Below are 12,098 nucleotides of genomic sequence, written 5' to 3'. Positions count from 1 at the left end.
GACGGTAACTGTCGATGACCAACGACGCACGAGCTAAAAGGCGGCGTGACGGGAATCTGCTGGAAAACCCGGACGATTGTCCTTAGTCGGGCTTTTTGTCCGGTTGCATTTCATTGCCGAACAGAAAAGACCCGCGCGGACCGGCAGTGTCCGCGCGGGTCTTTATCTACTTGATCTACCTGCGCTCTATCTTCCCGCCAGCAGGCGGTTGACCGCGGCATCGACGTCCAGATGTTCGGATTCCCGGCCGCGCGGCACCACGACATAGGTGCGACGGAGGAATCGGACGAGGACACTGCGGGGCACTTCAAACAACGCGTTGCCGTCCGGAGACGACAGCGCCAGGGCGACAAAATCCCCCCGCGGCGTGGCCCACGGCCACACCCGGACGTCGCCGATACCCGCGGGCTCATCGAGCCCGGTGACGAGCAGTTCCCGTGCGAAGGACCAGCTCACGGCTTCCCCACCGGCTGATTCCGCATGGAACAACACATGGACCGCATACGGGTCCGCTGGGTCGTAACGGAGACTGGCGCGCACGGGCAGAGCCGTGGCATCAGGCGCTACGAGCCGCAGCGAGGTCTCGACCTCGACGGTCGTTGGACGAATGGTACTCATGGACGAACTCCCCCCGGCACCGCTGCGAGGCTGGTGAACCCCGCGTTTCCCATACTCAGGTGATCCCTGTCGTTACGCTCCGCCATACGCTGATCTCACCCAGTAGTGGGAAGACGGTTCCGAAAACCCTTTCGCACAAGACGTAAAGCGATATCTTGTACTGTTCTGCCCCAAGTACTCGGTTCCGCCCGGCGTCGGGTGGTCCAGCAGTTGACTTACTCCGGTAACGTCCATTCCTCCCGGGTAGTGACGGGGACCCGGGACACTGGGGGATGAAATGAGCACGAAAGCGGACGAAGATCGGGCACCGATGGGCGTTTTGGACAAGATCCGGGCGAACCCCACCGGTCGGCTTGCCCTCAAGATCGGAATTGGCGTGCTCGGCACGCTCGTGGTCGCCCTCGGCATAGTCTTGATCCCGTTCCCCGGCCCCGGCTGGGCGATCGTCATCCTCGGCCTGGCGATCTGGTCCCTCGAATTCGCCTGGGCCAAACGTCTGCTCGAGTTCACCAGGCGGCACGTGAAGGCGTGGACGAGCTGGATCGGCCGGCAGAGCCTCGGGGTGCGGGCGATCATCGGCGTGGTCGGGATGGTCTTCGTCGCCGGCATCGTCTGGGTGTCGGTGAAGCTCAGCTTCGGCATCGACCTGATCCAGGAAGCACGCGACTGGCTGAGCTGACCCCGGATTAGCAACCCACTGGCGCCGTCTAGTACAGTCTGTCTGCAAGTTGAGGGCGATTAGCTCAGCGGGAGAGCGCTCCGTTCACACCGGAGAGGTCACTGGTTCGATCCCAGTATCGCCCACGATTCTTTCTCCGGGGCCGAGCCCCGGAAGCCCCACGTTGCGATGGCCGCCCTCTCGAGGGCGGCTTTTTGTTTGTCAGTTGGTTGCGGTTGTCATGCGTGGCCCAGCTAGGCGAGGTGGGTCTATGGCCGTGCCTGGAGACCTTAGTTCGTCTGCACAGCATTGCTCGTTGTTGGGGTTCGCGGTTGGGTAGTAACATTGCTACGCGGGTTTGGGGGTGGGGTGGTGACGGTTACGAGGATGTCTAGCCGGGAGTTCAATCAGGACACCGGGCGGGCCAAGAACGCGGCTCGTGGCGGGCCGGTTTTCATCACTGACCGGGGGCGGCCGGCGCACGTGCTGCTGACGTTCGAGGACTATGAGCAGTTGACCGGTGGTCGGGAGAGCATTGTTGACCTGCTCGGCCTGTCTCCGGATGAGGCTGACGCCGAGTTCGAAATCGCCGCCTCCCGTGATCTGGCTCGACCTGCGGATCTGGCCTGATGTTTCTGCTGGATACGAACGTCGTCTCCGAGTTGCGCAAGGCCAAGGCCGGCCGGGCCGACAAGAACGTCGTCGCGTGGGCGGCAGGTGCCGCCGCCAGCAGTATGTTCGTTTCGGCGATCACCGTTCAGGAATTGGAGATCGGGGTTCTCCTGGCCGAACAGCGCGATCCAGCGCAAGGTGCGATCCTGCGTCGTTGGCTGGAAGCGCAGGTGCTGCCCGCGTTCGCCGAGCGCATCCTTCCGGTCGACACCGCGGTCGCCCGGCGCAGCGCCACTCTGCACGTGCCCGACCCACGGCCCGTTCGTGACTCGCTCATCGCGGCGACCGCACTCGTGCACGCCATGCCGGTCGTTACTTGTAACGTTGCCGACTTCGCGCCGTCGGGCGTTGAGATCATTGACCCGTGGCGGCCTCTCGACGAAGGCGCCTGAGACTCTTGGGTCAGTCGGTTAGTAGCAGGGTGTAGATGTTGGTGATCTTGTCGTTGGCTACCAGGGCGATGTCTGCGCCTCGGACCACTGGAGGCTGGCCCTCGGGGCCGAAGTTCCACTCCAAGTAGCCCAGTTCGCCGGCTATGCGGGTTGGGCCGGCGGGGGTGAAGACGAAGCCGGGGGCCTCGTCGAGGATTTTCTGGGCCTTCGTGTCTACTGCCTCGTGGCCTACCACTACCTCGTCCGGGTCGGTGAAGCGGACGTCTGAGGCGTAGGTGCGGGTCATTGCGGCTCGGCGTCGGGTGGCGTCGCGTTCGTTGAAGACTTCCAGCAGGTTTGCCTGCATGAGCTGCTCGATCGTGGTCATGCCGGAACTATATGACACGTCATATAGCATCGACCAGGTGGACGAATCCGGCTCCCTTAGCGCGGCTGAGCTGCGGGCTTGGCGTGCGCTCATCGAGATCACCCCGCTGCTGCGCCGGCACCTGGACCGGCTGCTGCAGGCCGACTCGGGGCTGTCCGGCACCGACTATCCGGTTTTGGTCGTGCTGCATGAGCGGGGGTCCGAGGCGGTTCGCTCGACCGAGCTGGCCGACCTGATCGGCTGGGAGCAGAGTCGCCTGTCCCATCACCTGTCCCGGATGGAGAAGCGCGGGCTGATCCGTCGCTCCCGGCACAGCTCGGACAGCCGGGGCGCGGAGGTGGCGCTGACCGAGTCAGGCCGAGCCATGTTCCTGGCCGCGGCCAGGGGGCACTCGCGGGCCGTGCGGACGCATTTCGCCGACGTGCTTACCACCGCTCAACTGGGCTCCCTCGCCGAGATCATGGAAACCCTCAAACGCCACCTGGACGACGAACCTCCGCACTGACGGGGGCCTGCCTGGGGGTGGTGGGTGTGGTGCGGGTGCATCGGGCGGGCTATGTGCGTCCGAGACGGGTGAAGGACAGGGCGAAGATGGTGGAGGCAATCCATCCGAGGATCGTGCAGACGTTGAGCCACCATTCGAGGTAGCTTCCGCCCCGATCGGAGCTGGGATACCAGGTGGCGCGTTGTTTGAGATCGATGATCGGTACGACCGTGTCGACGGCGTAGAAGAAGGGGTTGAAACAACGCACCCGGCCCCCGCCGCATCGGTCTTCCGGACTCGGGCGGCCGGCGACGCCGGAGGTGGCGAAAACGACCGCGTCCTGATCGGTCGCCCGCATGGTGCTGACCGCTGCGGGAATGCTGAGTGATGCGGTTACCAGGGCAATCAGGAGAAGTAGGAGTGCAAGTGCGCGTTGCGGCCGGAAGCCGTAGCGGACGGTGACGTCTTGGATGATGTCCGCCGTACGCTGCATGGTGGTCTGCGGCAGTGCGCGAATCTTCCGGGCGTATCGACGCTGGGCGATAAGAATCTCGTCGGCACCGGCGTGATCGCCGCCGGCCCGCAACACGCTGGCGGCTTGCTCCCATGATCGAGGGTCGTGGGGGCGGAGTCCGGCGAGCCACAAGATCCGAGTACGGGCGTCGGGCACGTGGGCGAACCGTTCGTAGCGGAATCCCCCGAGCCGGGTATGGGTGGGCCAGTCAGTGGTGGGCCGATCGGCGAGATACGTCGTGGTCGCCTGGGAAAGGTCGACGCCGCCGTTCGGCACGATCCAGCCGAGCCGGATGCCTCCGCTGATCGTCGCGGACTCGGCGTCCAGGGCCAGACCCGGCTGGTCGGGTGTTTCATCCTTGTCCGGCGTTGGTGGCTGCCAGGTCAGGACGGCTCCGTCGCAGTTGAGTTGGCCGGCGATGACGGCGTGGGCCAATACGACGGTTCCGGTCGATCGAAAGCCATCGCAGAGGCGTACGTCTCCACCGACCTGTGCCCGGCGGAGACTGAGTGTTTCACCATCCGCATTGACGAGGACAGCGCCTTCGGCATGGGTGAAGCCGCTGATCATGGCTCCGCGGAAGTCGAGGCGCCCTGCGGCGTACGTCTGCCGGAGGTCGAGGTCACCCTCCGCGCGTAAGCCGGCCGCGTCGATGTTGGTCCGATCAGCCGGGTCGCGGAGGTCGCCTCCGCTCAAGGTCACCGCTCCGGCAACCCGGGCGTTGGGCAGGCGGACGGTTCCCTGGATCGACGCCCCGGCGAGTTGCAGGTCCGCTGCCAGGGTGGCGTTGGTCAGGTCGAGGGCGATTTCTCCAGGGTTACGTATCGTCACGCCGCCGAATAACGCGCCACTGCGGAGTTCGGCGCCCTGCAGGACGACGCCACCTTCGATGAAGGTCGCGCCCTGGATCGCACACCGGCCGTGTATCACGAGGTGAGGGGCCAGAAGTGCAGGGCGGGCCGAGGTGAGTTCCGACAGCGATGTCTCTGGATTGCGCTCCGGAGCGGAGGGCTCCAGGTCGGAGTTGCGGATCAGGAGCTGGCCACGTACAACGGTCCGGCCCATCTCGATCCGGCCACGCACGGCGGCGCGAGCTCGGCTCGGAACCGCGTCGAGGAGGAAGACGCTTCCGCCGATCTCTGCCTCGTTGAGATCCAGGGCAGCCCCTTGATCACATTGGAGCTGTGCTCCGCTCAGGTCAAGGTAACCGGCGAGACGGGCGGCGAGAAAACGCACGGTGCCGACGGCCTCGAAGCCGTTTACCAGCCGAACCTCGCCCTGGATCCGGGCTCGGCTGCATTGAAGGGCCTGGCCTTCGGCCGAGAGGATCCGTGTTCCGGCGGCTAACAGCCGACCCCCGATCTCGGCGTCCACCAGCCATACGGCGGCGGTGCGGATGCGCGACGCCGGCGTGTGGAGATCGGCGCGGATGGTTGTTCCGGTAAGAACCAGGTCGTGAGCCACGCGCACGCCATCGGCCCGCAGACCGGGCAGGAACGACGCGGCTTCCGGCGGTCCGGTCAACTCTCCGGGCAGCCGACCATCGCTGATCTCCAGCGAATGCAGATCAGCGTCCTCCAGGAGCAGCGGATCCGTGAAGATGCAATTGACGAACGACAACGGCACGGGTATCCGCAACGCCCGTAGATCCGCCGATCCCACCACGGTGGCGTTGGACAGTCGTAGACCGAGCGGGCCCGCCGCGCCACGCCCGGCGGCCAGGCAACTTCGCCGCACATCGTCTGCCGGAACTCTCCTCTTGCGGCAGTCGAGGACCCGGCCACGGCGAGACGCCTGCAGGGCCTGCCTCACAAAGCTTCGGTAACTACGCAGCTTCTGCACCGCCAGACCGTCCACTGAACCACCCACATCTCCGGCCGAGCCGCCATGCGCAGTCTCCGGCAAGCAGCCATCAAGGTCGAGCGGGCGCTTTGTCACCGGCGGACTTCACGCGTGTGAATATCTTGACGCGTGAATTGTTATCGTTAACAATTCTCGGCAATCGGCGCCGGGCTCTGGCTGGCGTACCCCTCGTCCTGCGATAGAGGCCTGCCATGGTTGCCGTTGCACGCCGTGCGTTTGTCCGTGTTGTTGCCGTCACCGCTGTTACCGCCGTCGCCCTGGTCGGCAGTCGCCTGCCGGCGTCGGCTGATGTCACCGACGGGCTCGTGCTTCGCTACGACCTCAGCCAGACCGCGGGCACCGCGGTGGTCGACGACTCCGGTAACGGGCACGGTGGCACTTTGGTCGGTGACGCCTCCTGGTCGGCGTCCGGCGGCCTGAAACTGGGCGGCACCAACGGGTACGTGCGGCTGCCGAACGACATCCTGTCCGGACTGCGGCAGATCACCGTCTCGGCCGACGTGCTGATCGACCCCGCACAGGCCACGCCATACATGATCTGGGCGATGGGCAACACCGACGCCGCGGGCGTCGGCAACGGCTATGTGTTCACCACCGGCGACACCTACCGGGCGTCGATCGCGAGCGGCAACTGGTCGACCGAGCAGACCACGCGTTCCGCCTCGCCGTTGCCGCGCGGGGTGTGGGTGAGCATCGCGTACACCCTGGACAGCTCCGGGGTGGCCACCGCCTACCTGAACGGCACGGCCGTCGCCAGCCAGGCCGGCGTCACCCTCACCCCGGCCGGCCTCGGCGGCGGTACGACGACCGCCAACTACCTGGGCCGTTCGGTCTACAACGCGGATGCTTATCTGCGCGGACAGGTGCGCAATTTCCGGATCTACAACCGGGCGCTGAGCGCCACCGAGGCGAGCGGCATCGCCATCACCGACAGCGTGCGGGTGGTGGCCGACCGGGCGGCCCTGACGCTCGGCGACACCACCGCGGTGACCACCGACCTCACGCTCCCGGCGACCGGGCCGGTCTACGGCAGCGCGGTCACCTGGTCGTCGTCCGATCCCGCGGTGATCAGCGACCGCGGCGCGGTGACCCGGCAGGCCGCCGACGCCCAGGTCACCCTCACCGCAACGATCAGCAGCGGGGACGTCAAGGACACCCGCGCCTTCACGGTGACCGTGCCGGCCGACCTGTCCGACGCCGCGAAGGCCGCCGAGGCGGCCGCCGCGCTCACCGTCGCCAACGTTGACGACGTACGCGGAAACCTCACCCTCCCGGTGACCGGCCGCTACCAGAGCCAGGTCTCCTGGGCCTCGGCCGACCCGGCGATCATCACCGCTACCGGCGAGGTGCACCGGCCCGCCGCCGGGAGCCCGGCCGGCAAGGTCGAGCTCACCGCGACGGTACGGGTCGGCGCGGCCACCACCGCCCGCACGCTGACCGCCACCGTGCCGCCGCTGCCCGCCGCGTCGCCGCTGGCCGGCTACACCTTCGCCTACTTCACCGGCAACACGGTCGCCGGCGAGAAGATCTACTTTGCGGCCAGCGACGGCAACAACGCCCTGAAGTGGAAGGAACTCAACGGCGGCAACCCGGCCCTCGCCTCGACCCTGGGCACCAAGGGACTGCGCGACCCGTTCCTGATCCGCTCCCCGGAGGGCGACAAGTTCTATCTCATCGCCACCGACCTGTCGATCGGCGGCGGCACGTCGTGGGACGCCTCGCAGCGTCAGGGCAGCCGGTACATCGAGGTCTGGGAGTCCACCGACCTGGTCACCTGGGGACAACAGCGGCACGTGCTGGTCTCCCCGCCGACGGCCGGCAACACCTGGGCCCCCGAGGCCTTCTGGTCGGCGGAGCTCGGGTCGTACGTCGTCTACTGGGCCTCGAAGATCTACGCCGCGTCGGACCCCGGGCACACCGGCAACACCTACAACAAGATGCTGTACGCGACCACGCGTGACTTCGTGACGTTCAGCGACGCCCAGGTGTGGCAGGACTTCGGTGCCTCCCGCATCGACAGCACGGTCATCGCGGAGAACGGCGTCTATCACCGGTTCACCAAGGACGAGGGCGGCGTCACCGGATGCAGTGACATCATCCAGGAACGCGCCGACTCACTCGTGGCCGTCGACGACGCGTCCGACCCGGCCTGGGACCCGGACAACCCGAAGTGGAAGATCGTCGCGTCCTGCATCGGCAAGGCCGCCGGGACGTCGGCGGTCGAGGGCCCCACCGTCTTCAAGGCCAACCCCGGTGACACCTCCGGCAACAAGTACTACCTGTTCGTCGACGAGTACGGCGGCCGCGGCTACATCCCGCTCGGCACCGACGACCTCGACCAGCCGCAGTGGAAGGTGCCGGCCACCTACACGCTGCCGGCCAGCCCTCGCCACGGCACCGTCCTGCCGGTCACCAAGGCCGAACTCGACCGGCTCACCGGCGCTCCGCAACCGCTCCCGGCCGGCGCGGACGGCCTGATCGCCCGCTACCCGCTGGACACCGGCACCGCTGACGCCTCCGGCAACGGCAACAACGCCCAACTGCTGGGTGGCGCGACCTTCGCGGACGGCAGCCTCACGTTCGGCGGGACGAACGGCTACCTCCAACTGCCGAACAACGCGCTGGCCGGGCTGGACGCCATGACGGTCTCGGTCGAGGCCTGGGTCGACCCGGCCCAGACGACGCCCTACTTCCTGTGGGGCATGGGTAACACCTCCGCCGGCACCGGCAACGGCTACGTCTTCAGCACCGGGGACAGCGCCTACCGGGCCGCGATCGCCTCGGGGAACTGGACCACCGAGCAGAACGCCACCAGCGGCGGCGCGCTGCCCCGCGGCGCGTGGCACACCCTGACGTACACGCTCGGGGGTGGGACGGCGACGCTCTACCTCGACGGACGCCAGGTCGGGGTGAACGCCGCGGTCACCCTGACGCCGGGTTCGATCGGTGGTGGCGTCACCACCGCGAACTACATCGGACGGTCGGTCTACACCGGCGACAAGTACTTCAAGGGCCGGATGCGCGACTTCCGCCTGTACAACCGGTCCCTGGCGGCCGGCGAGGTCGCCCAGATCGGCTCAAACGCCACCGTGGTGACCGCCGTGACGCTCGACAGCCTCAAGGCGCCGGCGCTGATCGACGGCGACGCGGGCACCATCGTGCTCCCGGTCAAGGACGGCACCGACCTGCGCAACCTCGCGCCGGTCTTCACCGTCGCGGGTGGTTCGGCGGTGACCGGCGCCGAGGCCGGCGACTGGTCCACCGCGCGCCGCATCACCGTTACCAGTCCGGCCGGGGCGACCCGGGGGTACACGGTGACGACCCGGGTGATGCGGTCGCCGGTCCTGCCCGGCCTGTACGCCGATCCGAACATCGTGCGGTTCGGCGACACCTACTACATCTATGCGACGACGGACGGCTTCGACGGCTGGAGCGGTACGACGTTCACCGTCTGGTCGTCCACCGACCTGGCCACCTGGACGAAGCACGGCACGATTCTCGATCTGGCCGACGTCTCGTGGGCGCACACCAACGCGTGGGCTCCGACCGCGGCCTATGCGAACGGGACGTACTACTTCTACTTCTGTGCCGCCGGCAACATCGGGGTGGCGACCTCGGACTCGCCGACCGGACCGTTCACCGACTCCGGGGCGCCGCTGGTCAACCGTCAGGACTTCGGCGGCGCGCAGCAGATCGACCCGGCGGCGTTCACCGACGACGACGGCCGGAGCTACCTGTACTGGGGCAACGGCACCGCCTATGTGGCCCCGCTGAACGCGGACATGACCTCGCTGGGGGAGCGGCGCACCATCACCGGGCTCACCGACTTCCGCGAGGGCCTGTTCATGAACAAGCGGAACGGCGTCTACCACCTGACCTACTCGATCGACGACACCCGCAGCGAGAACTACCGGGTCGGCTACGCCACCGCTACCAGCCCGTACGGCCCGTTCACCGCGCGCGGCGTGATCCTGGCCAAGGACCGTTCGCAGGGCATCCTGGGCACCGGGCACAGCTCGATCGTGCAGGTGGCCGGCGTCGACGAGTGGTACATCGCCTACCACCGCTTCGCGATCCCCGGCGGCGACGGGACGCACCGGGAGACGACGCTCGACCGCGTCTACTTCGACGACGACGGCCTCATCCGGCCGGTCGTGCCGACCCTGGAGAGCGTCGACCAGCTCACCTACACGGGGGTGTTGCCGACCGCCAACCTTCCCGCTTCGGGGTGGCTGGGCTCGGGCGCGACCCTCATGCTCACCGGCGGGGCCGGCAACAGCGAGCTTCAGTACGCGGTGACGCCTGGCAACTGGATCACCTACACCGGCCCGGTCGCCCTGCCCGCGGGCAGTTACACCGTGTCGTACCGAGCGCGGGGTACCAACCGCATCCTCAGCGCTCCGGTCGACGTCCGGGTGCAGGTCGACGCGGAGGCGCCGATGACCGCGGCGCAGGTGACCACGACCGGCACGACATCGACGGTGACGCTGAGCGCCCAGGACACCGAGTCCGGGGTCGCCGCCATCGCCTACCGGGTGGGCAGCGGGGCCTGGCAGGACTACCGGAAGCCGTTCACCGTCACCGGGGTCCAGCAGGTCCAGTTCCGGGCCACCGACCACGCCGGGAACGTCGCGGAGGTGCAGAGCATCAGCGTCCCGCTGGTCCGGGACACGACCGGCCCGGTGGTCGCCGCGACCACCAGTCCGGCGCGGGCCACCGGCACGGCCGGCTGGTTCACCGCCGCGGTATCGGTGCTCGTGACGGCCACCGACCCGGCCGGCGTCACGATCCGGGAGTATCGCGTCGACGGCGGCGGGTGGCGCACGTACACCGGCCCGATCCCGGTTCGCGACGGCGTGACGACCGTGTCGGTCCGGGCCACCGACGGCTGGGGAAACCAGTCGCCGGTGAAGGTCCTGACCGTCAAGCGCGACACGGTGAAGCCGGCCGCGACCGCGAAGGTGACCAAGGCGAAGCGGTCGTCGACGGTCCGGTTGACCGCGACCGACGCGACCTCCGGCGTCCAGCTCATCCAGTACCGTTTGGACGGCGACCGCACCTGGCACACCTATGCAAAGCCGCTCACGGTGTCCAAGAAGGGTCTGCACCTGATCTGGTACCGCGCCGTCGACCGGGCCGGGAACGTGAGCAGCGCCCGCCCGAAGTTGTTCCGGGTAACCCCGAGGAGATAGCCGATATTCACCCTGCTGATCGCCTCGGCGGCGGCGTTTCTGCTGGCGATGCTGTCGGCCGTTGCCGGGTTCGGTGGTGGCGTGCTGCTACTGCCGGTGTTCACCGCCCTGTTCGGGCTGCGCTTCGCCGTGCCGATGCTGACGCTCACCCAACTGTCGAGCAACGGCTCTCGCGTGTGGCTCAATCGCGACGCCATCCGATGGCACCTCGTCGGGTGGTTCGCGGCCGGAGCCGTACCGCTGGCCGTCGCCGGTGGACTGCTTCTGGCGCACGCCCCGCTGAGCCCGCTCAAACGCGTCCTCGGCGTCTTCCTGATCGGTGTCGTCGGGTGGCGTCACCTGCGGCGACGCCACAGCGCGCCGAGCGCGCGCACGTTCCTCGGGGTCGGCGCGGCCTCGGGCTTCGGATCCGCGCTGTTCGGCTCGGTCGGCCCACTGACCGCGCCGTTCTTCCTCGCGTACGGGCTCGCCCGCGCCGCCTACATCGGCACCGAGGCCGCCGCCGCGATCACCATGCACCTGACCAAGATCGCCGTCTACGGGGCTGGTGACCTGCTCACCACGCGAGTGCTGCTCTACGGTGCCGCGCTCACCCCGGCCACGCTGGCCGGAGCCTGGGTAGGCAGGAAGATCATCAACCGGGTCAGCGATCAGACGTTCGTCGTCCTGGTCGAAGCCGGCCTCGTCATCGCCGGGCTGCTGTTCCTGGCCGGCCCTGGTTGAGCGAAACAATTGAGGCGGCCAGTGGGGTGCCGGCGTGCATCTCGGCGCGCAGCGCCTCCAGGTCGCCGTCTCGAGCCAGGCCGTCGATCAGGTGGCGGGCCGCGCCGGGACGGCCCGCGTCGGAGCGTTCGCGCAGCTCGGCCCACTGCCCGCGGTCCGCTAGAAGCGCGTTGACCTCGTCGTCGGCGTCGCCCAGGCCGTCGCGGATCACGGCGTTGACCATGGTGCGGTGGCACTCCCGGTCGAGATAGTGCTGCAGCCGCTCCACCGGGGAGAGCCGAGCCTGCAGCAGCCGGGCGATCTCCGGGCGGCCCCGGCGGGTGGCGCTGTCGGCCAGGTCGAGCGTGTCGCCCGGATGGTGGTCGACCAGCGCCTGCCACACCGCGTCCGGCAGCGGCTCGGCGCGCCGCCGGCGGCGGGCGTGCTGGTGCAGGTAGTCGGCGGTCCGGTATCCGGCGGTGACGGTAGGCGCGGCCGGGCCCCGGCCGGAATGCCCAGGCCGCGGGATTCACCCGGTCCGGGCGGGTCCGGACCACTGGCCGGACCCGCCCGTCGGCTGGGAACGTCGTGCCGCCGATCACTCCGAAGGGAAGTCCGGATGCACGACTATCTCCA

Annotated in this window: 10 protein-coding genes and 1 tRNA gene; 7 read left to right on the top strand and 4 right to left on the bottom strand. The window is 68.2% G+C overall.

The window, feature by feature from the left end; translation table 11 throughout:
- Nucleotides 1–186 precede the first annotated feature (186 nt).
- Nucleotides 187–618 carry an SsgA family sporulation/cell division regulator gene (locus Ate02nite_RS02915; RefSeq protein WP_020514863.1) on the bottom strand — a complete coding sequence of 144 codons (432 nt, stop codon included), beginning with the start codon at nucleotides 616–618 and terminating at the stop codon, nucleotides 187–189.
- Nucleotides 619–895: 277 nt separating this feature from the next.
- Between Ate02nite_RS02915 and Ate02nite_RS02910 the strand changes: the two genes are divergently transcribed.
- The 4 genes from Ate02nite_RS02910 to Ate02nite_RS02895 all read left to right on the top strand — a co-directional run bounded on the left by Ate02nite_RS02910 (nucleotide 896) and on the right by Ate02nite_RS02895 (nucleotide 2,340).
- Nucleotides 896–1,297: a TIGR02611 family protein gene (locus tag Ate02nite_RS02910; protein WP_203798358.1), complete on the top strand. Its 402-nt coding sequence runs from the start codon at nucleotides 896–898 to the stop codon at nucleotides 1,295–1,297.
- Between the two features lie 53 nt (nucleotides 1,298–1,350).
- Nucleotides 1,351–1,422: transfer RNA gene (locus Ate02nite_RS02905), tRNA-Val, on the top strand.
- Nucleotides 1,423–1,663: 241 nt separating this feature from the next.
- Complete coding sequence (locus Ate02nite_RS02900) at nucleotides 1,664–1,906, top strand: type II toxin-antitoxin system Phd/YefM family antitoxin (protein ID WP_203798357.1); 243 nt, start codon at nucleotides 1,664–1,666, stop codon at nucleotides 1,904–1,906.
- Nucleotides 1,906–2,340 carry a type II toxin-antitoxin system VapC family toxin gene (locus tag Ate02nite_RS02895; RefSeq protein WP_203798355.1) on the top strand — a complete coding sequence of 145 codons (435 nt, stop codon included), beginning with the start codon at nucleotides 1,906–1,908 and terminating at the stop codon, nucleotides 2,338–2,340. Before Ate02nite_RS02900 ends, Ate02nite_RS02895 begins: the two co-directional genes overlap by 1 nt.
- 10 nt (nucleotides 2,341–2,350) lie before the next feature.
- On the opposite strand, the gene Ate02nite_RS02890 is transcribed toward Ate02nite_RS02895, so the two are convergent.
- Nucleotides 2,351–2,707: a nuclear transport factor 2 family protein gene (locus Ate02nite_RS02890; RefSeq protein ID WP_203798354.1), complete on the bottom strand. Its 357-nt coding sequence runs from the start codon at nucleotides 2,705–2,707 to the stop codon at nucleotides 2,351–2,353.
- Nucleotides 2,708–2,744: 37 nt separating this feature from the next.
- Here Ate02nite_RS02890 and Ate02nite_RS02885 point away from each other — a divergent pair, with 37 nt between their 5' ends.
- Nucleotides 2,745–3,212, top strand: a complete 468-nt coding sequence (locus Ate02nite_RS02885) for a MarR family winged helix-turn-helix transcriptional regulator (protein ID WP_239147072.1) — start codon at nucleotides 2,745–2,747, stop codon at nucleotides 3,210–3,212.
- Nucleotides 3,213–3,261: 49 nt separating this feature from the next.
- On the opposite strand, the gene Ate02nite_RS02880 is transcribed toward Ate02nite_RS02885, so the two are convergent.
- On the bottom strand, nucleotides 3,262–5,643 hold the full coding sequence (locus Ate02nite_RS02880; RefSeq protein ID WP_203798352.1) for a pentapeptide repeat-containing protein: 2,382 nt from the start codon (nucleotides 5,641–5,643) through the stop codon (nucleotides 3,262–3,264).
- Between the two features lie 116 nt (nucleotides 5,644–5,759).
- Between Ate02nite_RS02880 and Ate02nite_RS02875 the strand changes: the two genes are divergently transcribed.
- Nucleotides 5,760–10,760, top strand: a complete 5,001-nt coding sequence (locus Ate02nite_RS02875) for a family 43 glycosylhydrolase (RefSeq protein ID WP_203798350.1) — start codon at nucleotides 5,760–5,762, stop codon at nucleotides 10,758–10,760.
- A 48-nt stretch (nucleotides 10,761–10,808) separates the two neighbouring features.
- On the top strand, nucleotides 10,809–11,483 hold the full coding sequence (locus tag Ate02nite_RS02870) for a sulfite exporter TauE/SafE family protein (protein WP_203798348.1): 675 nt from the start codon (nucleotides 10,809–10,811) through the stop codon (nucleotides 11,481–11,483).
- Here the strand turns inward: Ate02nite_RS02870 and Ate02nite_RS02865 are convergent.
- Nucleotides 11,446–11,865 (bottom strand): hypothetical protein, encoded by a 420-nt coding sequence (locus tag Ate02nite_RS02865; RefSeq protein ID WP_203798347.1) that lies wholly within the window; start codon nucleotides 11,863–11,865, stop codon nucleotides 11,446–11,448. The genes Ate02nite_RS02870 and Ate02nite_RS02865 overlap by 38 nt on opposite strands.
- Between the last annotated feature and the right edge of the window lie 233 nt (nucleotides 11,866–12,098).

The organism is Paractinoplanes tereljensis, from assembly GCF_016862435.1.
GTDB classification, from domain to species: domain Bacteria; phylum Actinomycetota; class Actinomycetes; order Mycobacteriales; family Micromonosporaceae; genus Actinoplanes; species Actinoplanes tereljensis.
Note: the sequence above shows the minus strand (reverse complement) of the source record. Positions and strands in the feature narration are given on the sequence as shown.